This window comes from Rufibacter ruber (assembly GCF_001647275.1).
GTDB lineage: Bacteria > Bacteroidota > Bacteroidia > Cytophagales > Hymenobacteraceae > Nibribacter > Nibribacter ruber_C.
On record NZ_LRMM01000040.1, the window covers coordinates 1 to 24,742 of the forward strand.

Consider the following 24,742-nt stretch of genomic DNA (forward strand, 5'->3'; position numbering starts at 1 on the left):
AATGAAATAATAATCAAAGTCAACTTTTTTTATTAATGCCATGCTATATTTAATTTAATAGTTAAGAAAAAAGAAAACAGAACGTGCCCTGCTGCTAAAGAAATAATGTACCGGCACTTAAAGCAGATCATTGCCTTTATCTTTTTCTATGGGTATCTGGCTTACCGCTGGATACCGGTTGCCCCTAGGGGTGGTTGGGGAATGAAGATGGAGTGCTTGCCCCCAAAGCCAGATTGAACAAGTCTGATGCCTGGTAGCATGACCGGTTCCGGAGCAGAATCACTCCCTGGCAATTAGAAAATCCTGTATATTGGGTAGTAATTTCAGGCTTTGTACCGCAAGGGCTGGCGCTTGATTGTTGTATGGTCACTTATCCACCCCAGATGATCTTTAGAAAAACCCTTCTGTTCCTGTTTTGCTGTTTGAGCCTTTCTGTGGCGGAGGCCCAGCATTGGAACCAGAAAAAATGTGCCGTGGTGCTTACGTATGATGACGCCTTAGACGTGCACCTGGACAATGTGATTCCGGTGCTGGACTCGCTCCACCTGAAAGGAACCTTCTACCTCACCGCCGGGGCCCGTGCCTTTACCCAGCGCCTGCCCGAGTGGAAGAAGGTAGCCGCCAACCAGCACGAATTGGCCAACCACACCCTTTTCCACCCCTGTGACGGCAGCCTGCCCGGCCGCAACTTCGTGTCTGAGTATGATCTGTCTAAATACTCCATGCGGCGGCTTATAGATGAGCTGCGCATGACCAACACCGTGCTGGAAGCTATTGACGGCAAAAAAGAACGCACCTTTGCCTACCCCTGCGGCGATGCCAAACTCAACGGTGTTTCTTATCTGGATCAAATGAAGGGCGAGTTTGTAGCGGCCCGTGGCGTGCACAATGAGCTGGTGCCCTTTGCACCCAGAGACCTCTACACCATTGGCTGCTACAGCGGCAACGGCCAAACCGGCCAAGAGCTGATTGACCTGGTGAAAAAGGCCATGCAGAGCAATAGTCTGATTGTGTTCCTGTTCCACGGTGTAGGCGGCGGCCATGGCCTCAACGTCTCCAATGAGGCGCACCGCCAGTTGGCGCAGTTTCTGAAACAGCACGAAAAAGAGATATGGACAACCACTTTTCTGGAGGCCGCCCAGCATTTAAAAACGGCCGGCGCTGTGAAGAAGTAGGAGCGGGTCCTGTTTTCGGCCTGTTTTGAGAAAAACAGCGAAAACGGAAATCACAAATACGTTCAACTACAATCAACTCCCCAGCTCCACTTCTTCCTCTGCACTTAGAACGCTAGACTCAGAAGGCAGGACTCCCAATACATAGCTTTCCAGCTCCTGCGCGCGGTGGGCGGCGGTGTGTTGGGTAAGCACTTTCTGGCGGGCGCGTTCGCCAATGGCGAGGCGTTCTTCCTCGGGTAAATCTATCAGGAAGCCTAGGGTGTCTTCAGCGGAGTAGGAGACCAGAATCTCTTTGTTGAACTCAAAGATTTCATCCAGCCCGTCCCAATAGTCGGAGATGATGGGCGTACCGCAGGCGGCGGCTTCAAAGAGGCGCACGCTGGGCGAGTATCCTGCCTTGATCATATCGGCGCGGGTGATGTTCTGGGTGAAGCGCTGGCGGTTGTAGAATTTACGGTGTTCAGCGGGCGGAAGGTGGTGGATGTATTCGCAGTTCTCAGGCCACTGAATAGAGTCTGGGTACTGCGGACCCGCCACTACAAAGCTGCCCAACTCCCACTGGCGGGCGGCGTCCAGCATGAGTTTCTCCAGCGGCGGCTGGCGGTCATCTGAATAGGTGCCCAGGTAACCTAAGTCCCATACTTTCTCCTCGTTGGGTTCGGGGAAGTACAGCTCCGGGTCAAACGAGCAGTACAGCGGCCGCGCCATAGGCGACCCGAATTCTTTCTCCAGCTTTTCCAGCGTGGGCCCGCCCGTGAACGACAGGTATAGGTCATACATCGGGATGAGGCGCGGGTGCAGGTACTCGTAATCTTCGCGGGCCAGTTTGGCCAGGGTCACCGGCGTGTCAATGTCATAGAAGCCCGTCACGCCCTGCGCGGTGTTGATGGCCCATTCACCCACGGCCACGCCCTCGGGCACATAAGACCCAACCATCACGAAATCCGCGTCGCGCACCTGCTCGGTGAAGCGGGCCTGCAAATCATCTAAGGATTGGTACAGCTCCAGTTGGCAGTATTCAGGATTGGGTAAATCGCGGTGAGAGGCGTACCACGGCACATCGCGCTCCAGGAACAGGATATGGTGGCCTCGGTTACGCAGTTCGCGCACCAGCCCTCTAAACGTGGTGGCGTGCCCGTTCCCCCAACTGGAGGTGATGGACAAACCTAGGATGACTATGTTCAGATGTTTTATTTGACTCATGGTGATGAGATGTTAGTATCTGGATGTTAGATGCTAGACTTTTTTCTTTTTTACTCTTTCGGATTTCTCAATCCGAAAGCCCTCTGTCGGGGTTTGGAATCCCCATGCCTGCCAATTCTGCTCGTGGTTCACGGAGGATTGATAAATCCGCGACAGAGTGGTTCGGGATTGCAAATCCCGAACAGCAATAGTAGAAGCGGCTAACAATTTTCCTGGCGCAAGCGTCCGCTTGTGTCCGCACGCATTTTGAATCTGCTATGCGTTGGCACAAGCGGACGCTTGCGCCAGAAGTAGGTATATCTAGTTATTGTTTTGGGGCTGTTTTCTGAAAAACAGCCAAAACGGAAACTCATTTAAGACACCAGCGCATCAGCGGCCGAAGATTTGGCAGTGGTGCGTGGGGTGGTCAAGAGCAGTTGCTCCAGTTCATCGGCACGGTGCCCGTAGGTGTGCTTAGCCAGTACTTTTTTGTAGGCGGCTTCCCCGATGGCTTTGGCGCGTTCCGGAGTTAAGCCTTGCAGCAACTTGGCTACTTCCTCGCCGTCTTTGGCTACCAGAATCTCTGTGTCTGGCTCGAAGAAGAAGTCAATGCCTTCCCAATAATCAGTGATGAGGCAGGCACCGGCTCCGGCGGCCTCAAACACGCGGGTAGCGGGGGAGAAGCCGTAGCGGGCCATGCTCTCGCGGCTGATGTTCAGGACGGCTTTGGGGGTGCAGTTGAAGGCATTGTGCTCGTTGGTGTACACGTGCCCGATGTAGTTTACGTTGGCACTCAGAGGTTTATCACCCCAGCCGCTGCCGCCTATGATGAATTTCTGTTTTGGTAATTTGGCGGCTACGTCTAAGAAGAACTGCTCTACGCGGGCTTCGCGGTCGGGTAGGCGGTTGCCTAAAAACGCGAGGTCACATTCAAATTTCGCCTCTGGCGCAACGTGGTAATGGGTGGCGGTGTCCAGAGCGTTGTAGATGGGCACGCATTTCTTGGCGCCCAGTTTAGTGTAGGCATTTACCACGGGGTCGCCGCCGCCGTAGGTTAAGATTAAATCATACTGCGGAATGCAGGGGCGGAACGGATCGGCGGGGTCGCTTTCCACGCGGTCCAGGGTAGCGGGGGCATCCACGTCCCAGAAAATCACGAGGCGGTCTTTGCTTTGTAGTTTCAGCACCTCGGCCTCCAGCAGTTCGTCAAACACGCCTACGCCGCTGGCTTTCACTACCACATCGGCGGTAGCCGCGTCTTCCAAGGCATTATAAACTGCTTCCTCGGTGGCTTGGTACACCACTACTTTGGCGTACTCGGGGTCTGGGATGTCGCGGTTTTCCTGGCGCTGGTAGGCATCTGGCTCATAGAAAGTAACCTGGTGGCCGCGGGCATGCAGGGCCCGCACGATACCACGGTAATAGGTGGCGGCCCCGTTCCAGTACGCTGAAACCAGACTTGATCCGAAAAAGGCGATGTTGAGCTTTTTATTCTGCATATGCTACGGGGGAGTTAGACGTGGAGGAAATTTTAGAGGGGGCAATGCCCAGTTCTGCGCAGATGGCTTCCAGTTCATTGACGCGGTGGGCGCAGGAATGGCGGCGGTTGATGACGCGCAGGCCGTTGCACATTAAGTCCATGGCGCGGCGCTGGTCGGTGAGCACGGTTTGCAGGTGCTGTTTCATTTCTTCGCCGTTGCGGGCTACCAGGAAATCTTTGCCCGGGGCGAACAGGTTCTCAGCGTCTTCCCACGGCGCCGAAATAAGCGGAATCCCGCAGGCCATGGCCTCAAACGGACGGATGGTAGGAATGCCGGGCAGCGCCTCTACGTACGGTCTGCGCGGCACGTGCACCGTTACTTTGTACCTGGCAAATACCTCGGGCGCTTTATAATTGGGCAGCCACTCACCGTACTCAATGCCGGCTTCGGCTAAGGATTTAATGGCGTGGTCTGGATAACGTACGCCATACACTTTGGCCTTCAGGCCGAGTTCTTTCACTGGATTTAAAAGGAATTCGTGCAATTCAGCGGTGCGCTCTTCGTCGCCCCAGTTGCCAATCCAGACCAAGTCGCCGTCAAAGGAATCTTTGGTGTGGGGGTAAAAAACGCGGGTATCGGCGGCCTCGTGCCAAGTCCAGGCTTTTTGGGTCCAGCCTTCTTTGAGGTATAACTCTTTGATAACTTGGCCGAAGGCCAGCACTCCGTCATAATGAGTCAAATCATAGGCGGCCATGCTTTCGCGTTCGGTCACGGCGCGGTGGTGGGTGTCATGGAATAGCAGGCGGTAATTGTTCTGCGTTCTGTGCTCACCCACGCGGCGTACTAGTTCATGGTCGTTCCACTCGTGCATGAGCACCAAATCGGCGCCCGCCAGAACTTCGTCTAAATTAAGCGAATCCAGCTCATAAAAATTTGTTTCCAGACCCGGATAATACTGTTGTAGTTCCTCCAGTTTTTGCTCGCCGTATTGGCCAATTAAGTTGCTCAGGCTCCAGCCGCTTTTGGGTTCATAGACCTGCACGACATGGCCTCTGGATTTCAGTTCCGTCACCACGCCGCGCAGGAAGTGGGCGTTGCCATGGTTCCAGTCAGAGAGGAGGGAGTGGTAGAATAAGACAAGTTTCATAGGCATTTTTTGGGACATAAGACTCAAGATGTAAGACTTAAGACTTTTTGTTTTATTAATTTTTTATTCAGGTTCAAGTCTGGGACTTGGACCTGAAATGGCGGGAAGTTCTCAACTGCCATGAGGCGGAGCCTCAAATTTCTTTTGCTGGTCGTCCCCCTTTGGAGGGGGTAGGGGGAGGATTACACAGGAGAGCCAGACATTGCTGATTCTTTTTCAATTGTAAACACCCCTCTTTATCTCCCCTCAAGGGGAGAATCTGCTTCTTCAAACGTTCACTTACTAAGACGCGGATTTACTTCCGTGCCTTTCTGATACTCCCCCTTTGAAGGGGGCGAAGGGGGATGTTTACACCTGCAGGTTCACGCATTGCAGATGTTCACTGTTTTGTTCTTAGCATGAGCTACTCCTATCAGCAACCGTCCTTGTCCTCACCCTATCCCCTCCGAAGGGGGACCACCAGGAATGCTTTAATTACAGTGTCTCCACCTGATTCGCTGCTTCTGTTTTCACGCGCGCTTGCAGACTGGCATAAGCTTGCAGGTATTCCTGCGCCATGAGGGCGGCGGTGTAATCCTGGGCTTTCTTCACGGCACGGCAGGCCATGATGTTGCGGAGGAATTCATCATCAATCAGTTTCTGCAAAATGGCGGTGAGGCCTTCTACATCGTTTGTTTCCACGAACTCTGCGGAACGGTCCCAGACTTCCTTGAGGCTGTTAATCTTGCCCAGCACTAAGGCGCAACCCGAAAACGCAGCCTCCAGAATGGATAACCCGAAAGGCTCATATTTGGCAGGCAGCACGTACAAAGAGGCGCGGGAAAGCCAATCAGAAATTTCCCTTTGGGACAGCTTGCCCAGGAAGTGCACGTTCTTGAAGAGCTTGTTTTCGCCTGTGGCGGGGTGGGTGGCATCACCGGCTATATAAATAGGCCAGTCCACGGCATCGGCTACCTGGGTGAGGAGGGCGATGTTCTTGGCCTCGTCCCAGACCCGGCCCATGCTGAAGATGAACGGTTCCTTTCGCCCGAAGCGGAAGGCGTGTGGGTCGCGGCCGTTGTTTATGACCTGTTTTTGCGAAAATGTGCCATAAACGGCTTCGGCCTCGGTGAGCATGGCTTGGGTAGGGGCTACTACCACATCGGCGGCATGCAGGCCATCGCGCACGCGCTCAAAGTAATAGTCTCGGCCGGCGGGGGCTTTCTCGTTTTTCACGGCGCGCCACCAGGTCTGCACGCACGAATGGATGACCATGAGCACGGGTTTGTTCCAGGGCAGTTGGCCGTGGCAGAAGTTGTTGAGGTGAATGAGGTCTGGATTGAGTTCGCGGCTGAGTTCCAGGAGCCACTCACCGGCCGCGTCCACATCGGCCCAGGGGTAATCCATCCACTCCAGCTGATATTCACTTTCGTACACCGTCACGTTAGAAAGGACGGTCAGTTCCTGCCGTTGCTGCAGGGTAATGGCGGCACCCATGGTGGCCAGGTAAAAGTGCACGTGGTGCGGCGCCATGGCCCGGATGAGCTCCAGGCTGTACGTCCAGACGCCGCCTACGGTGTCGGTGGTCATGAGAACGGTTCTGTGCTGCTTATCTACCATAGATGCGGTCTAAAACGGTGGCTACTTTTACAAACTGCTCTGCCTCTTCATTGAATTTCTCGCCGTTGGCTACCCGTTGGGCCCATTCTACGGCGGCACGTCCGCCCCAGGTATCTGGCGGAGAGACCAGCGTTTCGGTCTTGGTGCCCCAGAACCGATCGGCCACGAAGTCATAGAAGGAACCGTTCACGTTCTTGAACGAGGCGCCGCCGTTGGTGCCGTAGAACGTGGCGCTGATGATGGCTTCCTGCCCCGCGGGTAGGTTCCAGGAACAGCTCAACTGCACGTGCGGACCCGTAGCCAGGTGAATGCTGGCGGTGGCGTAGTCTTCTACCTTGCCATCGGCGGGGGTAACACGTTTGCCTTTGGAGAAGAGGCTGCTGGTCACGTTCTCCACTTCAGGGAAACCTAGTGTCCAGAGGGCTAAATCAACCAAGTGCACACCCAGGTCAATCACGCAGCCGCCGCCCGACAGTTTGGGGTCATAGAACCAGGCCTTATCGGGGCCATAGGCGTTGTGGAAGACCAGCTCCACGCCGTAGATGTCGCCTAGCTCACCTGATTTCACCAGTTCATAGACTTTGCACATGGCCACGGTGCTGCGGTAAGAAAGGTCTACGCCCAGTAAGGTATTGGCCTGGCGGGCGGCCTCTACCACGCGCTTGGTTTCCTCGGCGTAGCGGCCCAGCGGCTTCTGGCAGAAAACGGCTTTGCCGCTCTCTAACGCAATGATGGATTGCTCGGCGTGAAAGGCGCTGGGAGTGGCGATGACCACGCCCTCAATGTCTTCCTCTAACAATTCATTGATGGTTTGGCAGACTTTGGTGTTAGGCGCGGTTTTCTGGGCCTCCTCCACGTTTTGCGGTACAGGGTCGGCCACGGCGGTTACTTCGCCCACGCCCGAATTGGCAATGGCTTCCATGCGGTTACGGCCAATCCAGCCAATGCCCAGAAAGCCGAGTTTTAAAGTATCAGTAGGAGCAACGGTAGGGGCCGCTGCGGCTTGAGTAGGTTCTAGTACAGTCTCTTCCGCCATAGTGTAAAGGGTTATGGTTGTGTTTTGCGTTTTTGGCCTGTTTTCAGAAAAGTAGGCCAAAAACGGGTTTGTGTTTGTTGTTGGTCGTCCCCCTTTGAAGGGGGTAGGGGGGTGATTACTCCTGTAGAATTTGGCTTTCTCGCTTTCAATTTTTCAAACCATTGCTTATAGCCGGAGCTAATTAAGCTTTAAGCGGCCATGTCATCCCCCTACCCCCTTCAAAGGGGGACGGAATAAGTGAGAGTCTACATCGTCACCAACGCCTTCATGAATCCGTCTGGGCGGTTGGTCAGGGCTTGAAACGCCTCTTCCATGTTTTCCAGCGGGAAGGTGTGGGTGTAGAGCATGTCTGGTTTCAGGCGGCCGCTTTCTACGGCGTCTACGGCTTCTTTCATGCCGTCAAGGTACATCTGCGGGTCGCGCTCGTGGGCGTTGATGACGTCCAGACCGCGCCAATTCCAGAGTTGGATGTTTACCTGGCGCATGCCGTCCTGGTGGAAACCGGCAATGATTAATCTGCCGCGTTCCTTGCATAACTCGCCGGCAAGGTTCAGGGGCCACTCCTTGCCAGTGCACTCAATCACGCGGTCGCAGAAAACGCCGCCGGTGAGGTCTTTCACCTGCTCAATGATTTTGTAGTGATCATTCATGGGAATGAGTTCATCGGCACCGCATTGTTGGGCGATGTCCAGAGAGAACGGACGCTGGGAAATGGCAATAACCCTGGCGCCCGCCTCTTTGGCCAATTGAACCAGTAAAGCGCCTAAAAACCCGATGCCCAAAATGGCCACCGTCTGGCCCGCCTTGATGTCGGAGCGTTTGAAGATGTTCATCGCGCAGCCTAGCGGTTCACCTGGGAACGGTTTACCTGCCAAGGAGGCTGGCAATTTTACCACAGAAGTAGCCTCAGCCACGTCATAGGCGGCGTAGGAATTGTAAGAAAGAGCCGCCACGCGGTCGCCCACCTGCAGGTCTTTCACTTCGGCACCCACGGCGTCAATGATTCCCCAGCCTTCGTGGCCAGGATTTCCTGCGCTGATGGGGTAAGTGAACCAGTCACGGCCTTCCCACACGGGAATGTTGGAGGCGCAGAGGCCACAGCCTTCCAGCTTAATGCGCACTTGCGTGGCGGTAGGCTCGGGCAGGGCTACTTCTTTGATTTCAACCTGCTGGGGCGCAGTAAGCACCGCCGCAGCCATGGAGGTGGCGACGGCGGTGTCTGGAGTGTCTTGGAAAAGATCAGTCTGCATAAAACTAAGCGACGGCTACGTTATCGGTTTCTTGTTCAACGGCGGTGGCAACGGGGGCGGGCAGGGAAACTTCAATGCCTCTGGTTTCGCAGAGCCATTGGTACAGTTTGGCTACGCCTTCCTGCACGCTGTTCTTGGGGTACCAGCCCGTGGCCTCATGGAACTTGCGGATGTCAGAGACATAATAGTGCTGGTCACCGGGGCGCCAATCACCGAAGCTCAAGTTCACTTTCTTGCCGCGGTAGGTGCCAATCAGGTCTAAAAGTTCTAACAAGCTGGTGGTGTTTTTTACGCCGCCGCCAATGTTGAACGCCTGACCCGACAGGTCTTTCATGTTCTCCTGTGCCAGTAAAAACGCGTCAACCAGGTCTTCCACGAACAGGATGTCACGCACCTGTTTGCCATCGCCGTAAATACTGATGGGTTTGTTTTCAATGGCGCGTATGGCGAAGTGGGCTACCCAACCCTGGTCTTCGTTGCCGTACTGGTGCGGACCGTAGATGCAGCTCATTCTGAACACCACGGCCGGAATGCCATAGGTTCTGGCATAATCTACCACGTACTGGTCGGCGGCTCCTTTTGAGCAACCGTAGGGGCTGTGGAAATCCAGCGGACGGGCCTCAGAGATACCGCTGGCCAGAATGTTTTTATCTGACGGGTTATACCGGGTTTTGTCTGGCAGAAACTGTAAATCTTCCAGGCCGCCATATACCTTATTGGTAGAAGTGAACACCAGTGGCGGCGGATTGTCCTGGGCTCTGATGGCTTCCAGCACGTTCACCACGCCTCGGGCGTTGATTTCAAAGTCCTGAATGGGACCCGTGAGCGAAGTGGTCACGGCAACTTGTGCCGCGAAATGGAACACCTCATTGGCATACTTCATCACCCGCTTCACCGACTGCAAATCACGGATATCGCCTACATATACTTCCAGTTTATCGCCGTAGTTTTCGTGCAGCCACTGGAGGTTGCGCTCTACGCCGGTGCGGGAGAGGTTGTCAAAAATAAGCACACGCTTGCCTTGCTCCAAGAGGCGCTTGGCCAAGTTAGTGCCCACAAACCCGGCACCGCCGGTTACTACGGAATAGCGCTCTTGGTTGGAGAAATCCGTTTTGCGGCGGATGAAGTTGAATTTGTTTAGACCTTCCAATCCGTTCTCGGCCCAGAGGCGGTACAGGAGTTTAGGCGAGCCGTCGGTTTGCTTTAGCCCGAAGTAATATTCGCGGTCATCTACGTGAAACCCGCCCACGGTAGAACGCTCCAGATCCAGGTCATGCAGGCTGTACCAGAACACTTTGTTTACCGGTGCCTGGCACACGTTCCGGAACTCCTGCAGTTGCTTGAATTCATCGTGCTGCCAGGTGGAGAAACCAGCTTCGGTAATCCAGAGCTCGGCTTTGCTTTCGTTGCGGTCCAAGACTTCGCGCACGCGGCTGATGTTGGTTTCCCAGCCTTCCCACATCTGATCGAAGACATCGGGGAAGCCATGGATGCCCACGGCATCAATGTATTGCATCACGCCACGATCAAACATGAGTTGCAGCCAGTTAGGGTCAATGGGGCTCATGCCGCCCAGCACGGTTTTCTTGCCACGGTGCTTGGCCCAATAGGCCGCGCCGCCAATCATCTCAGCGAATTTGTCCCAGCTGTGGTCCAGCGTATAATCGTATTCTACTTTGTTGTTGGGTTCGTTCCAGAGCTCTACCCACTCAAAGTGCTGGCCCAGGTCGGTGATGATCACGTCCAGGAAATCGGCGAAGGCCTTTAGGTCTCTGGGTGGGGAAGAGGTTTTGGCAACCTCGCCTAGAGATGGTGGCGTGTACAGGAAACATGGCAGCACCTTCACCTGTTGGGCGAGGGTAGGGATTAACCAGGCGTACCAGTCTTTGCCGCTGGGGGTGTAATAGTCGGCCCAGGAGATGCCGGTGCGCAGCTCGGTCACGCCCAGTTCCTTCAGTTCCGCGAGCACTTTCTCCACGCGGGCGTGCTCGTTGGGCTGGAACCATTCAACCAAGCCGATGGTAGGGGCGGCGAGGGGAGTATGTATAGGTTGAGTTTTAGCGATTTTAGTCATAGCGTTTTTAGCTTCTTTTGGGAAAAACAGGTCAGAAACGCAGCGTTAAACGGTTAAGCCTCTGGCCGCCAGTTCGGCGCTGGCCTCATTCACGCGGTCGTACGCAATCTGTCCCTCCAGCCAGTCGGCCAGCTCGGTTAAGCCGCTGTTGAACTCAACCTGCGGATAGAAACCGAGCACTTTATTGGCCAGGCTGATATCGGCGTAGCAGTGCCGGATGTCGCCTACGCGGTACTTGCCCGTAATCTCTGGCATCAAGTCTTGCTTGCCCATTACCTCGGCCAGACGCTCGCCAATTTCTCTGATGGTGTAGTTGTTGCCACTGCCCACGTTGAAAACCTGCCCATTGGCTTCTTCTTTTTCCATGGCCAGACGGCAGGCCAATGCCACGTCGCGCACGTGCACAAAATCGCGCTGCTGGTTTCCGTCCTCAAAAATCATAGGGGCGTTGTTGTTCAGGAACCTTGATGCGAAGATGGCCAGCACGCCCGTGTACGGGTTGGAAAGCGCCTGCCGCGTACCATACACGTTGAAGAAGCGCATGGCCACGGTTGGGATGTTATAGGCGCGGCCTACCATGAGGCAAAGGCGCTCCTGATCATACTTAGACAGCGCGTACACCGACGAAAGTGACGGGATTTTAGACTCTGGCGTAGGTACGGGCCTTAAGGTTTCGCCTTTGGGATCTTTCAGTTCCCAATCACCGGCTTTCAGTTGCTCCAGACCGCGCTCAACGGCGGTGACGGTCTCGCCGGAAGTTGATTTATATAGGCCCTCACCGTAGATGCTCATGCTGGAGGCCACCACCAGTTTGTTCACGGGTTTCTCAATGAGGCATTCCAACAGAACGGCGGTGCCGATGTTGTTCACGTCTGTGTATTCCTTGATCTCATACATGCTCTGGCCCACACCCACCATGGCCGCGAAGTGGAACACGGCATCTACCCCGTCCAGGGCTTTCATGACGGCGGCTTTGTCGCGCACGTCGCCAATTTGTAGTTCTACCGCTGGGTTCAGGTATTCTGGGCGCTCACAGTCTTTGCCGTGCACCTGCTCAGAAAGGTTGTCCAGTGCGCGTACCTCATACCCAAAGTTGATCAGTTCATCTGCCAGGTGCGACCCAATGAAGCCAGCGCCGCCCGTAATCAATACTTTCTTTTTCATCGTCATTCGTGGGTGTTTTTTAGGGGGTTAAAAGGGTTGTGGCGTGGGCCGAAGGGTGAGGTAGTTCAGCGAGACGTGCCGGGGTTGCTGCAACGCAAACAGCACGGTCTCGGCTACCTCCGCAGGGCTCAACGCGCCATACCCGATAGATTCAACAGTGTTATAGCCAGAAATGGTGTTCTCAAAGAAATGGGTATCCGTGACGCCCGGGGCGATGGTGGTGACCCGCAGTTTGGGCAGCGTCTCCTGCCGGAGCGTCTCGGCAATGATGTTGAGGGCGCTCTTGCTGGCCGCGTAAATGCCACCGTACGGGTATGCCTGTCCCGCCGAAACGGAACTCATGATGACCACATCGCCGGCTCCTTTCTCCAGCATACCGGGCGTAAAGGCCCTGATGAGCCGCAGCGTACCCATGATGTTCAGGTCCAGTACCTTCTGCCATTTGGCGGGATCGCCCTCCGTAAGTTTCTCATGAATGCCTTGCCCGGCGCAGCATACCAGTACATCCGGGTGACCGTAGGTCTGGGTCACGTGGGCATAGAGCGCGTCAATGTCCTCTGGTTGGGTGACATCACAGGTGAAATAATCAACTCCTGTGCCTGTTGGGCCAGCCGCCACATCGGCTGCGATGACGTTTATGCCTGCTGCGGCCAGTTTCTCCGCGATAGCTTTCCCAATTCCCGATGCTCCGCCGCTTACTACGGCTACGGATTTCTGGGTATGGGAAGAGGTTGCTGCCATAGAAGAAGATGCTGACGGATTTATATATAGTTATTTTGCTTTCTTTCAAGTCAACAAAACGTGATTCAACGGCATGGGGTTTAGGTAAATTCAAGGAATAGGTATTTATACGGATAGGGCAACGGCGTTATCCTTTGTGTCTATTGCCGGAGTTTTATTTTTATAGAAATTGTAATAATAGTGAGGGCAGATGAGAGCGTGAATGGAGGGGGAAAGAGCGACCTGGTAGTATGAGGCTGGTTCCAAGGTGTTTGGTGGAAAGGTGGCCTATGTAAAGAGATGCGATTGATTTGTGCTATTCTGATAAAATGAAAAGTATTGTTCAGGGAAGGCAGACAAAAGAGGCGTTCAAGAAGAAGATGGTTGAGTAATCTACTTTTTTGAGGTAGGACAACCGTTTTCTGTTTTCGGCCTGTTTTCTGAAAAACAGCGCCAAAACAGAAAACCGCAACTTGAAAAACCACGATCTAAGAGCAGGTTTACATTTGTCTTTTGCGCTGCAAACGGGCCTCAACAGAACCTGACCTGGCGGTTGTCTCTCCCCGTAGCGCTGTTATGCTGCTCAAAATACGCTGTAGAAGAACCTTTTGCTCCTGTTTTCGCCTGCACAACCAAAAGGAAAATCAAGTTTTAACAAGAGACGCCCTCATTGCCTTGAAGCGTTCTTAAAGCCTGGTCGCGAGCATCTGGCCCAGCCGGTGCTAGCTCAATCCAGAAAATAAGTTGTCATCGTTATTGTTCTGCTGCTGACCAGGTACGCCTAACAGGGAGTCGGCAGACCTCTTGCGGGTAGTAAACAGGCCCAAGAGGTATACCCAGCAGCCCGGGGTTGGGAAGAAAAGCTGTTGTTATTTTTTCTTAACAATCCAGAAGTCATGAGGGAGCCAACCGTTTGCGTGCGGAGGAGCTGTAAGATGCTCTACAATTTCCTCCTTTCTGAAAAGGTGCCGCATAAATGGTTCAGGGTGAAAAGCTGAATAGGTTCTATGGCCTTCCTTTACCTTCCCTCTCACTACCAGTTGCCCTTGGTTGAAGGACTCCCGTTCAGTGTTTGTGAGCTTGGCTATGTAGTTGTTGCCCTGGGTGGTTAAAAATAAGATTCCCTGTGGCTTTAAAACCCTGATGAGCTCTGCGTACCATTCATAATGAAGCGTTTCAGAGAGATGGGTAAAAATTGAGTAACCGTAGATAAGGTCAAAAAAGTTGTCTGGGTAAGGTAACTGGGCGGCTAAGGTGTTGGTGTTGAAGGTGATGCCTTTCAGGTGTTGGGAGCACCACGCAATTGATTTTTGGTTGTAGTCAGTACCGTAGAATTCACAGCCATTCCCAGTCAAGGCTGGCATGTGCCGTATAATTCGGCCGGGGCCGCAGCCCCAGTCTAAAATTTTCTTATCCTTTAATTCAATATGTTGACGAAACAACTCTACCAGCTCCTGTGCGGTTTCCCAGCCATCTTCATAGTACAGCGGGTAGTGCAGCTGGAACGATTCATAGAGCAGGTAATCTGGCGGTAACTTTACTTCAGGGTGAGCTTTTCTAAAAGATTGGTTCAATTTCCGGTACCTCAGCCAATGGAAATAGAACCGGGCCTTGTCAGTTAGGTAAAGTAATCTAAGATGCCTGAGCAAATTACTGATTTTCGCCTTGAGCATTGGCTAGCTGGAATAGGAGTGAACTCAAAGATAAACAGACAACCAATATGAGGCACTTTAAAACCGAAAACAAAACCCCGCCTGCAGGAGGTGAGCGCGGGGTTTTGTTTTCAATCTGTAGGTAAAGCGGGTGAATGACTAAATTGAACGTAGCCGTTTTCACCCCTCAGGGCCGGTGCTGACGGGAGGTTGGGACCATGAAGACTATATGGTAGGGGCAATCTACAAGATATCATCCCGCTTGTCTTCAGTCACGGTGAGCAGCACAGATTCAATGTTCCGCTCCGTTTTCTCCAGCACTTTGATTTCATAAACGCCGTGTACTACCGTTTCGCCCACTTCAGGGATACGGCCGTAGATCATGGTCACGTAACCGCCCACGGTTTCATAGTCTTCGCCCTCTGGCAGCGGGTAAGGGAGGTCGTCATTGGCATCTTGAATAGAGACGGAGGTGCTTACCTTGTACTCAAAGTCCCCAATCTTCTCAATAAGCGGTACCTCCTCATCATACTCGTCCTGAATCTCGCCCACCAGCTCTTCAATGATGTCTTCAATGGTCACAATGCCTGAGGTGCCGCCAAATTCATCTGTGACCACGGCAATGTGCATGCGGTTGCGCTGGAAATCTTTGAGCAGGCGGCTGATGCGCTTGGTCTCCGGCACAAAGTAGGCGGGGCGCATGAGCTTCTCCAGGTTCACGGGCTCGCCGGCCCGCAGTACCACCAGCAGGTCTTTCACATAGAGAATGCCCACAATGTTGTCAATGGAGTCACGGTAGACGGGCATGCGGGTGTAGCCTTCGTTGAAGACCACGTCAAAGATTTCCTGCTCGGTAGAGTCCAGGTCCAGGGCAATAAGTTTGGTACGGGGCACCATGATCTGCTTCACCATGCGCTCATTGAACTCAAACACATTCTCAATCAGCTCCTGCTGGCTCCCGCCAATCTCGCCGCTTTCAGCACTCTGCTCAAACAACAGCCTCAGCTCTTCAGCGGTGTGTACCTCTGAGCCATGCATGGGGGTAACGCCAATGCGCTTTAAGATAAAGTTAGAGAACCCGTTCAGTACCCAAATGAAGGGCAGCAGCACATAATACACAATGCGCAGCGGGAGTGCCACGGCCAGCGTAGTGGCCTCAGGGCGCTGAATGGCCAGGGACTTAGGGGCCAACTCCCCAAAGACAATGTGCAGCACGGTAATCACCGCAAAGGAAATGGGCAAGGCAATCTGGTGGGCAAGTTCCGGGTCAGGGGCGGCCCCAAACGCATGCATGATCTCAATGACAATCTCAGACACCACCCCTTCGCCAATCCAGCCAAGCCCCAGTGAGGCGAGGGTGATGCCCAGCTGGGTAGCCGAAAGATAGGCGTCCAGGTGGCTGATCATGTGGTGGGCAATCTTGGCCAGCTGGTTTCCGGCCTGGGCTCTCAGTTCAATTTGGGAGGACCGTACTTTTACCAGCGCAAACTCTGCGGCTACAAAGAAACCGTTGAGTGCTACCAGCAGGATGGTCCAAAATATGTTCAGTATCATAGTTTCAACGCCGGGCAGTCGGGGTGTGACAGACCAGCTTGCGTCAAATTTAGCGGTTTGTTAACACTATCAAAGGGAGAATCTGCGTTTGGTTTACGGTAAATGCAGAAGAAAGGTGATTTTGCGGGTGGTTCCTTAGAGGCAATGGCGGCAATGGTAAACGGTGTGAGGGATTTGTGTAAATTTGTCCGTTGCTAGACTGAAAAAAGAACAAATGACTATATTCCTGAAACGCAGCTGGGCGTTGTGGTTGCCCTTGTGGTTGCTGAGCCAAACGGTTCTGGGCCAGATCCTGAAGCCCTCTACCTGGAGCCATGACGTGTCTGCCTCTGAGGTGAAGGTGGGCGAAGAGGTAGACCTGGTTTTCAACGTAAAGATCATCCCAGACTGGTACCTGTATTCCTCAGACTTTGATCCTGACCTGGGGCCTATTGTCACGTCTTTTTCCTTTCAGAAGCACCCGTCATACGCGCTGGTGGGTAAGATCAAACCGGTCAACCCCAAGAAAAAGTATGACGAGATGTGGGGCGGGGAGTACACCTACTTTACCAAAACCGCTCAGTTCAGGCAGCGCATCAAAGTGCTGCAGCCCACGCTGGTGGTCAAAGGCACTTATGAATACCAGGTTTGCTCTGAAGTGAGTGGCCAGTGTATTCCCGGCGAAGGCGATTTCAACTTCACGCAGATCAAAGTTGTGGCGGGGGCCGCTCCGGCAGCCTCCCCTGCTTCTGGTACGGGCGCTTCACCAGGTACTGGGGCTGTGCAACAGCCTGCTTTGGGTGCGGCTACCACTGCGGCTGCCCCGGCAGGGGCAGGTTCAGGCAGACAGGCTACAAACAATGCTTCGGCTGCTACTACAGATGTTTTCCCGCAAGATAGCTCCTTGTTGGGTACCGGTGCAGAGGGCTCAGCGCAGCCGGGAGTTTTAGACAGTGGCACTGCGCCACAAACTGAAACGGCGCCTGCACCGGCGGCCAGTGCTCCCGTGGCGGCGGCGGCGGTAGAGGCTGCCGTAGAGGAGAACCTGTGGGAGTTCATGCTGGGGGCGTTTCTCTCTGGCTTACTGGCATTGCTTACGCCCTGTGTGTTCCCTATGGTGCCCATGACGGTGACCTTCTTTACCGGCGGAAGCTCCAGCCGCAGCCAGGGCATCATGAAAGCGCTGGTCTATGGCTTTTCTATCATTGCCGTGTACACGCTGATAGGCACGCTGGTGGCAAAACTGGCTGGCCCCGAAGCCGCCAATTTCCTGAGTACGCACTGGTTCCCCAACATCCTGTTCTTTGCCATCTTCCTTTTTTTTGCCATGTCTTTTCTGGGCATGTTCGAAATTACCCTACCGCACTGGCTGGTGAACAAAGCGGATGCCCAAGCCGATAAAGGCGGTTACTACGGCGTCTTTTTTATGGCGCTTACGCTGGTGCTGGTGTCGTTTTCCTGTACGGGGCCCATTGTGGGTTCCCTGCTGGTGCTTTCCGCCGGCGGCGAAACCCTGAAACCTATTGCGGGCATGTTTGCCTATTCTCTGGCGTTTGCGCTGCCCTTCACGCTGTTTGCCATTTTCCCCAACTGGCTCAGCCGCTTACCTAAATCTGGGGGCTGGCTGAACTCCGTAAAAGTATGTCTGGGGTTTATAGAGCTGGCGCTGGCGCTGAAATTTTTGAGCGTAGCTGACCAGGTGTACCACTGGCGTCTGCTGGACCGTGAAATCTATCTGGCGCTCTGGATTGTCATTTTCTCCCTCATGGGCATTTACCTGCTGGGCAAACTCAAGTTCTCCCATGACTCAGACCTGCCGTACCTGGGGGTGCCGCGCCTGTTTGTGGCTATTGCCACCTTTGCGTTTGTAGTCTACCTGGTACCGGGGCTGTTTGGCGCCCCCCTGAAGGCCTTGGCCGGTTATCTTCCGCCACAGTCCACCTTAGATTTTGATCTCATGGCTAACCGCGGTGCCGCGGGAACTACTACGGCCAGCACAATCTGTGAACCGCCCAAGTATGATGAGTTTCTGGACCTCCCGCACGGGTTGCAGGGATATTTTGATCTGGAGCAGGCCAAGAAATGCGCCGCAGAGCAAGGCAAGCCTATCTTCATTGACTTCACCGGCCACGGTTGCGTGAACTGCCGCGAGATGGAGGCCAACGTGTGGTCGCACCCCGAGGTGCTGAAGCGTCTGAAGGAAAATTTTGTGATTGCCGCCCTGTACGTAGATGACAAAACCGAACTTCCGCAGAGCGAGTGGTACACCAGCACTTATGACGGAAAGGAGAAAAAGACATTAGGCAAGAAATACGCTGATTACCAGATCACCAGGTTCAACGTGAACGCCCAGCCGTATTACGTGCTCCTAGATGAACACGAGAACTCACTGGTGGCCCCGGTAGCGTATGAGAAAGACGTGCAGAAGTTCATCCGGTTCTTAGACGCTGGTGTGGCCGCCTATAAAGCCCGGCAGCAGGCGCAGTAATTATCTTATAAGTACCGCCCTTTTCTGATGAACCGCACGCTTTCCCATTCTGGAAGGATCTTGGTGGCCAACAGGAGGAAAGATTCTGAATTGCTTTTCTAGTTTGCCCAGAAGGTCCTTTTAAGATGGCAGGGTGGTATGCTGCCGCGCTACCCCTGTACTGCTCACCCTTTGGCGCAACCTAGGAATCTGTTTTAGGGCTGTTTTTAGAAAAGTAGCCCTAAAACGTATTTTGATTCGGCCTGCCGCGCATTTTAATAGAAAAGACTGGTGATTTACGGGTGTAGCTCTTTATCTTCACCCTTTCCAACCTAACAGACAAACCCTAACCTACCCACTTACGCTCTCTCCATGGAACCAGCCCATACGCCAGAACCGCTTATTACCAATGATGCCGTTGTCTTAGGCATTTTGGTGCTCATTCTCGCTTTTGTTTTTACCACCTCCTCCAGTGACCGCCCGTTTTTCAAGAAGTTTTACGGGGTTGTGCCCTCGGTGCTGCTGTGCTACCTGATCCCCAGCCTGCTGAACTCGGCGGGGGTCATTAACGGGGAGGTGTCTAAGCTGTATTTTGTAGCCTCGCGGTATCTGCTGCCGGCCAGTTTGGTGCTGTTCACCGTTAGCCTGGACCTGAAGGAAATCTGGAAGCTGCGGCACAAGGCCGGGGCCATGTTCATTACGGGCACCGTTGGGATCATGATTGGCGGCCCCCTGGCTATTCTGCTGGTGTCTGCCGTGGCACCAGACGTGGTGGGCGGTGCCGGGCCAGACGCCGTGTGGCGCGGGCTCTCTACCATAGCGGGCAGCTGGATTGGCGGCGGCGCCAACCAATTGGCCATGAAAGAGGTGTTTCAGCCAAGCCCTACGCTTTTCTCAGCCATGATTGCGGTAGACGTGGTGGTGGCCAACGTCTGGATGGCCACGTTGCTCTACGGCATTGGCAAAAGCGAAAAGGTAGATGCCTTCTTCAACGCAGACAGCACTGCGGTAACCGAACTGAAAAACAAGATTGAAACCTACCGCCTAAGCATTACCCGCATCCCCACGCTGTCAGACACCATGGCCATTGTGGGGATAGGGCTGGGCATTACCGGTATTTCCCACTTCTTCGCAGATATCATTGCCCCCTGGATTGCCGAGCATGCCCCGTATCTGGAGCAGTACAGCCTAACCTCCGGCTTCTTCTGGCTGGTGGTGATTGCCACGGCCCTGGGTATTCTGCTTTCCTTCACCAAAGCCCGGGAGCTGGAAGGCGTGGGCGCTTCCCGCATTGGCAGCGTGTTCCTCTATATTATGGTGGCCACCATTGGGATGCAGATGGACCTGCTGGCGGTGTTTGATAACCCGGGGCTGTTCCTGGTGGGCTTTATCTGGATTGCCATTCACGCCGTTCTGCTTATCATTGTGGGGAAACTGATCAAAGCGCCGTTCTTCTTCTTCGCCGTAGGCAGCCAGGCAAACGTGGGCGGGGCCGCCTCAGCGTCTATTCTGGCGGGGGCGTTTCATCCGGCCCTGGCCCCGGTGGGCGTGTTGCTGTCCATTCTGGGCTATGCCATTGGAACCTACGGGGCGTACCTCAGTGCACTGGTCATGCAGATGGTGGCGCCGCAGTAAGGATTTCTGTTTTTGGGCTGTTTTTCAGAAAACAGCCCAAAAACGCTACGTCTCATAATATTTCTCCCTGAACAACTGCTTCTGCCGCAGGTACTCCGGGTGGTCTTTGGCCCTGAACCAGTATTCCTTGAAGATAGCGGCGGCCTGGGCTTTCTCATTGGTCAACGCATCTTCTGCCTGCGGTAACTCTTTGTTGCCTTTATGGGCGCTGCCCGAGGAATAAGGGTAAGGCAGGCTTGCGCTTTTGTCTTCATGGGAGGCGGTGTATTTGTGGCCGCTCTGGTGGTTGGCGTAGCGGCGGGCGCGGGTGAAGCCCATCTGCAGAAACTTGCGGGCCATGTCAGCGCCCACAAAATCCTGCTGCCCCAGGTACTCCTCAAATAGCTGGTAGATTTTCTGGGCAGAGGCGGTTGCCAGCTGCACGTTCTTAAACCGCCAGTGCGGCAGTATCTCGCTTTTATACGGCTCTACCAGCAGCACACCCTGCTCGCCCACCCCCACGCGGTACAGCTCTGGGTGCAGCCTGAAATCAGTAGACGTAAAGTTCAGGTGGTAGGGGAATTTGTTTTTGGCCATATCTCCTGTAACTGAACCTTTGAAATTTTGTTAGTTTCTGTAGAGGGGACAAATCAATTTCGGTTTCACAAGGCCATTTTAGGCCTGTTTTCCCAAAACAGGCCTAAAACGGGTTCTGTGGGAATAACTTTTGGTGAAGGCTAAGGGGTTAGCGCTTTGCCCTCTGCATAGAAGCGAATGTCAAAGGCGGGCTGGTTGAGCTGGATCAGATCAGTGGTATCCCCCAGTACCTCATCAATCAGCCCAAACGCCTTGGCCTCCAATACGCTCATGTAGCGGTCCCTGATGAAGAACTCCTCCACTTCTCGCCAGGAGCGGCCGCAGTGCTTGCCCATGAGGTGGAACAACTGCGTCTGAATGCGCTCCTGCTCACGGGTGGCAATGCGCACATCCTCAGTATATCCTTTAGAACCGCTGGTGGTGGGGTGCATGTGAATGGTGGCATGCGGCAGCGCCAACCGTTTGCCCTTGGCACCCGCTGAGAGCAGAGCTGTGGCCATGCTGCCCGTAAACCCGAAAGAGACGGTCGAGATTGGGGCTGCTACCATTTGCATAGCGTCATAGATGGCCAGGCCCGCATAAACGCTTCCGCCGGGGCTCTGGATATAAAGGTTGATCTGCTCAGTCTGGCTCAGGCTGTTGAGGTAGAGCATCTGCGCTACCACTACATTGGCTAACTGGTCATCAATGGCGCTGCCCAAGAAGATGATGCGCTCTTTCAGGAGCAGGCTGTAAATGTCAAAGGCACGCTCCCCGCGGCTGGTGTTGTCAATCACCATGGGAATAAGGCCAGAATTCATGGGAAACATAGCGGTAGTATTATAAGTGGGAGAAAAGCTGAAGAATGCGTTGCCTGAAGCTGCGGTGTTCAGGTGCCTGAAACAGTTTCTGGTGCACCGCCTCCAGTTCGGCTTTCAACTGCTGCCTGCCGTACAGGTGCACCAGCTGGTAGGTCTTCTGCTGCCATTGCACCTTCTCCTGCAGGGCCGGCGAAAGCAGTAGGTTTGCCTCAAAAACCAACTTGTCTTCGGCTGGGCCCAGACCAAGCAGGTGCTGTTCTATTTGCTTGCTTTCAATCACAGAAGTCTTCATAGTCAAGGGCTTGGGTGCGTACGGCTTCTCTTACTTTCTCCAGGCATTTAAACTTTTGAACGGTGGCAGACCGCGGCCCGGAAAACCCGAAGGAGCTGGCCATTTCCTCAGCGGGGATTCTGTCATAGTAGAAGGCCTTGAGCAAGTCCATGCATTTTTGACCAGCGGTGTTCAGGAACCGTAGCACCTTTTGAACTGAGGGCGTTGGCGGTTCTAGCGTGGCCGTTTCCAGTTGCAGCTGCGCCGGGTCAAGTGACTTCTGTTGCTGCTCTTGGCTATACCGCTTTGCCCACAGGTGTTTGGCTATGCCCATCAGGTACTTGGGCACATGGGGGATTTCATTGGTGTGCCCGTTGGCCGCTTTCTCATAATACACCACCACAGTGTCCTGGAAAACATCTTTGGCCTGGTCTAACGAGCCGCCTCTTCTGCTGACATACCTGGCCACCGCTGGAAATACCTGCTGGTACAGTTCTGTAAAGAGCGCCTCCCGTTCAGCCGCGGCGGGCGCTACTAACATGCTCTGGGTCATGGCTTTGTTTTTTTGTTTATCTATATGTGCCTGATTCAGCAGACGTATCACCTGAAAACCTGAGTTTAATTTTTCCTGCTGACTTCTAGCCCGCCCTCTTTCCAACAGATGCTACCTGCAGAACAACAGAAAAGCATCTGCAACGGCAGAATTTCGTATGAGGGGTATTTCAACCTTTGTTGTACCATGAAACGTCCTTTCCTGTTCCCGCTTTCGCTGTTCATGTTTCTCACCGGCCTGCTCACGGCCACCATCTCCTGTGACACCACTCCGCGGGAGCGGAAGGAAACGGTTAGCCGGGAGCTGGACAAGCTGGATGAGCGGGTGGAAAGCGCCGCCAACAAAACCAGGGAGGAAGCCAAAGAGGCCAAAGCCGCCCTGGCCAGAAAGCGCGCCCAATCATTGGAGCGCAAAGCCCGCGGCCCCGTGGCGGGCAAGCAGCAGCAGATGGAGCAGGAGCTGCTGGGGGAGTACCGCTTCCTGTCCCAGGTTTCGGCAGAAAATATCAAAGATGCCTACGTGCATTTCCTCCAGCAGGTGCGTGACCGCAAAGACGTCTGGACCATGGAAGACTGGGACTACGCCAACGGCATTTACAAGCGCCTGAACGAACGCGAGAAAGTGTTGCATGAAGATATCATCTTACGCCACGCCACCAAGATCAAGGCCCTGCAGGCCGAATACCTGGCCCTGGAGAACCGGGCTGATTTAAAAGATTACCAGCGCATCAAGAAAGAGCAGGGCCAGTAATTGCTAATTTTTGAATGTGCTGATGTGCTAATTGGGATTTGAAGTTTTTCGCAATTTGGAGATGTGGGAATGGGTTGCTTCACTTAACTTCTCCTGTCATCCTGAAAGGATCTTGTGGGCGAACGGTAGTGGCTTTTTCTAAATGCGCAATCTGTGAACTGTACTCAATTTCAGAGTAACAATTCAATAATAAACCTTTTCCGCAAGTTTAGCGGCAGCATACCTTATGGGTGCCATAAGGTAAGTTTAAAAACTTACCCATTAGTCTCAGTTGAAATACCAGCATGCCTGTTCGGCTTGGCGTGTAGCCCGGGCAGAAGAAGGAAGTTGAAAACTTCCTGTCAAGTAAACCCGCAAGTTACGGTGTCGCTAAACTTGCGGGGGTTGCGTTTTGAGCCTGTTTTCTGAAAAACAGGTCAAAAATAGAAATGCTCTCAATCCTGGGCTCCGCTTCATTAATCCCCAATACCCTTTATCTTCAAATTCTCACATCTCCAGATTTCTCAATTACATTCTGTAAATTAGCACATCAGCCCATTCTCACCTTAGCACCTTAATCCCTTGAAAAAACAACTACTCCTTACCTGGTTCTGCTGCTTTTTGGCCCTGACCGGGTGGGCCCAGGCCCCAAAGCAGGACTTTAGCAAAATCACACTGGTGATTCATGGCGGCGCCGGCACCATTACGCGCAAGAACATGACGCCCGAACGGGAGAAAGCCTATCAGGAGGTTCTCAACCAGGCGTTGCAAACCGGCTATGCCGTTCTCAAAAAAGGCGGCTCCAGCCTTGATGCGGTAGAGGCCACCGTGCGCGTGATGGAAGACTCCCCTTTGTTCAATGCCGGCAAGGGTGCCGTGTTCACCAATGAAGGCAGGAATGAGCTGGATGCCGCCATCATGGACGGCAAGACCCGCAAAGCCGGTGCCATTGCCAGCGTCACCACCATCCGGAACCCCATCTCCACGGCCCGGGCGGTGATGGAGAAATCTGAGCACGTGATGATGATTGGCTCCGGCGCAGAAAAATTTGCGAAGGAGCAGGGGCAGACCCTGGTAGATCCGGGGTACTTTAGAACCGAGACCCGGTTCCAGCAGCTCCAGAGGGCCAAGGTTAAGGAGAAACCCACCCTGGACCATTCAGACACCACCAGCAGCCTTAACAACGGCGAGAACATCTTCACCGAAGGCAAAAAGTTTGGGACGGTGGGTGCCGTGGCCCTGGACGCCTACGGTAACCTGGCCGCGGCCACCTCTACCGGCGGCATGACCAACAAACGCTACGGCCGGGTTGGGGATGCCCCCATCATTGGCGCGGGCACCTACGCAGACAACGGCACGTGTGCGGTTTCGGCCACCGGCCACGGCGAGTTTTTCATCAGGTCAGTGGTGGCCTATGACATTGCCGCCATCATGAAATACAAGAATGCCAGCGTGAAGAAAGCCGCCGAGGAGGTGGTGAATGACAAGCTGGTGACGTTTGGCGGCGAAGGCGGCGTGATTGCCCTGGACAGGAATGGAAATTTTGCCATGCCGTTCAACTCTGAGGGCATGTACCGCGGCTACATCAACCAGAAGAAAAGCGAAGTGCTGATTTACAAGAACTGAGGCAGCTGGAGAACAGCTGAAAGCCTGTGCCTCAAGCGGTTTTCTGTTTTAGCGCTGTTTTCAGAAAAAGAG

20 protein-coding genes are annotated in these 24,742 nt (G+C 53.9%); 5 read left to right on the forward strand and 15 right to left on the reverse strand.

Translation table 11 applies throughout. The features are described from left to right. Positions 1-383: 383 nt before the first annotated feature. A complete protein-coding gene (locus tag A8O25_RS14545; RefSeq protein ID WP_066836180.1) occupies positions 384-1,175 on the forward strand; it encodes a polysaccharide deacetylase family protein in 792 nt (263 codons plus the stop codon). A gap of 72 nt (positions 1,176-1,247) precedes the next feature. On the opposite strand, the gene A8O25_RS14550 is transcribed toward A8O25_RS14545, so the two are convergent. The 11 genes from A8O25_RS14550 to A8O25_RS14600 all read right to left on the reverse strand — a co-directional run bounded on the left by A8O25_RS14550 (position 1,248) and on the right by A8O25_RS14600 (position 16,034). Beyond that, positions 1,248-2,378 carry a CgeB family protein gene (locus tag A8O25_RS14550; protein ID WP_066836118.1) on the reverse strand — a complete coding sequence of 377 codons (1,131 nt, stop codon included), beginning with the start codon at positions 2,376-2,378 and terminating at the stop codon, positions 1,248-1,250. Positions 2,379-2,731: 353 nt separating this feature from the next. Continuing rightward, the gene (locus tag A8O25_RS14555) at positions 2,732-3,856 is read right to left on the reverse strand and encodes a CgeB family protein (protein WP_066836120.1); all 1,125 of its coding nucleotides are present in this window, start codon (positions 3,854-3,856) and stop codon (positions 2,732-2,734) included. Next, complete coding sequence (locus tag A8O25_RS14560; RefSeq protein WP_066836189.1) at positions 3,846-4,985, reverse strand: CgeB family protein; 1,140 nt, start codon at positions 4,983-4,985, stop codon at positions 3,846-3,848. Before A8O25_RS14560 ends, A8O25_RS14555 begins: the two co-directional genes overlap by 11 nt. Positions 4,986-5,459: 474 nt before the next feature. Next, positions 5,460-6,584 (reverse strand): glycosyltransferase, encoded by a 1,125-nt coding sequence (locus A8O25_RS14565; protein WP_241499036.1) that lies wholly within the window; start codon positions 6,582-6,584, stop codon positions 5,460-5,462. Beyond that, positions 6,574-7,620 carry a Gfo/Idh/MocA family protein gene (locus A8O25_RS14570; protein WP_066836194.1) on the reverse strand — a complete coding sequence of 349 codons (1,047 nt, stop codon included), beginning with the start codon at positions 7,618-7,620 and terminating at the stop codon, positions 6,574-6,576. Before A8O25_RS14570 ends, A8O25_RS14565 begins: the two co-directional genes overlap by 11 nt. Positions 7,621-7,865: 245 nt before the next feature. Further along, positions 7,866-8,870, reverse strand: coding sequence for an MDR/zinc-dependent alcohol dehydrogenase-like family protein (locus tag A8O25_RS14575; RefSeq protein ID WP_206598694.1), 1,005 nt, complete (start codon positions 8,868-8,870; stop codon positions 7,866-7,868). Positions 8,871-8,874: 4 nt separating this feature from the next. Next, positions 8,875-10,944, reverse strand: a complete 2,070-nt coding sequence (locus A8O25_RS14580) for an SDR family NAD(P)-dependent oxidoreductase (protein WP_082893662.1) — start codon at positions 10,942-10,944, stop codon at positions 8,875-8,877. 45 nt (positions 10,945-10,989) lie between these two features. Continuing rightward, positions 10,990-12,108 carry an NAD-dependent epimerase/dehydratase family protein gene (locus A8O25_RS14585; protein WP_066836122.1) on the reverse strand — a complete coding sequence of 373 codons (1,119 nt, stop codon included), beginning with the start codon at positions 12,106-12,108 and terminating at the stop codon, positions 10,990-10,992. Between the two features lie 27 nt (positions 12,109-12,135). Then, positions 12,136-12,849: an SDR family oxidoreductase gene (locus A8O25_RS14590; protein WP_066836124.1), complete on the reverse strand. Its 714-nt coding sequence runs from the start codon at positions 12,847-12,849 to the stop codon at positions 12,136-12,138. A gap of 848 nt (positions 12,850-13,697) precedes the next feature. After that, a complete protein-coding gene (locus A8O25_RS14595) occupies positions 13,698-14,402 on the reverse strand; it encodes a class I SAM-dependent methyltransferase (RefSeq protein WP_206598695.1) in 705 nt (234 codons plus the stop codon). A 321-nt stretch (positions 14,403-14,723) separates the two neighbouring features. Next, positions 14,724-16,034, reverse strand: coding sequence for a hemolysin family protein (locus A8O25_RS14600; RefSeq protein WP_066836131.1), 1,311 nt, complete (start codon positions 16,032-16,034; stop codon positions 14,724-14,726). A gap of 214 nt (positions 16,035-16,248) precedes the next feature. Between A8O25_RS14600 and A8O25_RS14605 the strand changes: the two genes are divergently transcribed. Continuing rightward, positions 16,249-18,501, forward strand: a complete 2,253-nt coding sequence (locus A8O25_RS14605; RefSeq protein WP_066836133.1) for a protein-disulfide reductase DsbD family protein — start codon at positions 16,249-16,251, stop codon at positions 18,499-18,501. A 351-nt stretch (positions 18,502-18,852) separates the two neighbouring features. Then, entirely contained in the window at positions 18,853-20,115 is a 1,263-nt protein-coding gene (locus A8O25_RS14610) for a DUF819 family protein (RefSeq protein ID WP_066836135.1), read from the forward strand. Positions 20,116-20,160: 45 nt separating this feature from the next. Here the strand turns inward: A8O25_RS14610 and A8O25_RS14615 are convergent, their stop codons facing one another. The 4 genes from A8O25_RS14615 to A8O25_RS14630 form a co-directional block, all read right to left on the reverse strand. Next, positions 20,161-20,691: a DUF4385 domain-containing protein gene (locus A8O25_RS14615; RefSeq protein WP_066836137.1), complete on the reverse strand. Its 531-nt coding sequence runs from the start codon at positions 20,689-20,691 to the stop codon at positions 20,161-20,163. A gap of 140 nt (positions 20,692-20,831) precedes the next feature. Further along, the gene (locus A8O25_RS14620; RefSeq protein WP_241499037.1) at positions 20,832-21,491 is read right to left on the reverse strand and encodes a ClpP family protease; all 660 of its coding nucleotides are present in this window, start codon (positions 21,489-21,491) and stop codon (positions 20,832-20,834) included. Between the two features lie 19 nt (positions 21,492-21,510). Next, on the reverse strand, positions 21,511-21,783 hold the full coding sequence (locus tag A8O25_RS14625) for a hypothetical protein (protein WP_066836142.1): 273 nt from the start codon (positions 21,781-21,783) through the stop codon (positions 21,511-21,513). Continuing rightward, a complete protein-coding gene (locus tag A8O25_RS14630; RefSeq protein ID WP_066836144.1) occupies positions 21,764-22,315 on the reverse strand; it encodes an RNA polymerase sigma factor in 552 nt (183 codons plus the stop codon). Before A8O25_RS14630 ends, A8O25_RS14625 begins: the two co-directional genes overlap by 20 nt. Positions 22,316-22,501: 186 nt before the next feature. Between A8O25_RS14630 and A8O25_RS14635 the strand changes: the two genes are divergently transcribed. Beyond that, positions 22,502-23,065, forward strand: coding sequence for a hypothetical protein (locus A8O25_RS14635; RefSeq protein ID WP_153042762.1), 564 nt, complete (start codon positions 22,502-22,504; stop codon positions 23,063-23,065). Between the two features lie 561 nt (positions 23,066-23,626). Continuing rightward, positions 23,627-24,670 (forward strand): isoaspartyl peptidase/L-asparaginase family protein, encoded by a 1,044-nt coding sequence (locus A8O25_RS14640; RefSeq protein WP_082893663.1) that lies wholly within the window; start codon positions 23,627-23,629, stop codon positions 24,668-24,670. Positions 24,671-24,742 lie beyond the last annotated feature (72 nt).

Coding starts and splice junctions, on each gene's coding strand:
- A8O25_RS14545 (WP_066836180.1), top strand. CDS start 384: ATGATCTTTAGAAAAACCCTTCTGTTCCTGTTTTGCTGTTTGAGCCTT.
- A8O25_RS14550 (WP_066836118.1), bottom strand. CDS start 2,378: ATGAGTCAAATAAAACATCTGAACATAGTCATCCTAGGTTTGTCCATC.
- A8O25_RS14555 (WP_066836120.1), bottom strand. CDS start 3,856: ATGCAGAATAAAAAGCTCAACATCGCCTTTTTCGGATCAAGTCTGGTT.
- A8O25_RS14560 (WP_066836189.1), bottom strand. CDS start 4,985: ATGAAACTTGTCTTATTCTACCACTCCCTCCTCTCTGACTGGAACCAT.
- A8O25_RS14565 (WP_241499036.1), bottom strand. CDS start 6,584: ATGGTAGATAAGCAGCACAGAACCGTTCTCATGACCACCGACACCGTA.
- A8O25_RS14570 (WP_066836194.1), bottom strand. CDS start 7,620: ATGGCGGAAGAGACTGTACTAGAACCTACTCAAGCCGCAGCGGCCCCT.
- A8O25_RS14575 (WP_206598694.1), bottom strand. CDS start 8,870: ATGCAGACTGATCTTTTCCAAGACACTCCAGACACCGCCGTCGCCACC.
- A8O25_RS14580 (WP_082893662.1), bottom strand. CDS start 10,944: ATGACTAAAATCGCTAAAACTCAACCTATACATACTCCCCTCGCCGCC.
- A8O25_RS14585 (WP_066836122.1), bottom strand. CDS start 12,108: ATGAAAAAGAAAGTATTGATTACGGGCGGCGCTGGCTTCATTGGGTCG.
- A8O25_RS14590 (WP_066836124.1), bottom strand. CDS start 12,849: ATGGCAGCAACCTCTTCCCATACCCAGAAATCCGTAGCCGTAGTAAGC.
- A8O25_RS14600 (WP_066836131.1), bottom strand. CDS start 16,034: ATGATACTGAACATATTTTGGACCATCCTGCTGGTAGCACTCAACGGT.
- A8O25_RS14605 (WP_066836133.1), top strand. CDS start 16,249: ATGACTATATTCCTGAAACGCAGCTGGGCGTTGTGGTTGCCCTTGTGG.
- A8O25_RS14610 (WP_066836135.1), top strand. CDS start 18,853: ATGGAACCAGCCCATACGCCAGAACCGCTTATTACCAATGATGCCGTT.
- A8O25_RS14615 (WP_066836137.1), bottom strand. CDS start 20,691: ATGGCCAAAAACAAATTCCCCTACCACCTGAACTTTACGTCTACTGAT.
- A8O25_RS14620 (WP_241499037.1), bottom strand. CDS start 21,491: ATGAATTCTGGCCTTATTCCCATGGTGATTGACAACACCAGCCGCGGG.
- A8O25_RS14625 (WP_066836142.1), bottom strand. CDS start 21,783: ATGAAGACTTCTGTGATTGAAAGCAAGCAAATAGAACAGCACCTGCTT.
- A8O25_RS14630 (WP_066836144.1), bottom strand. CDS start 22,315: ATGACCCAGAGCATGTTAGTAGCGCCCGCCGCGGCTGAACGGGAGGCG.
- A8O25_RS14635 (WP_153042762.1), top strand. CDS start 22,502: ATGAAACGTCCTTTCCTGTTCCCGCTTTCGCTGTTCATGTTTCTCACC.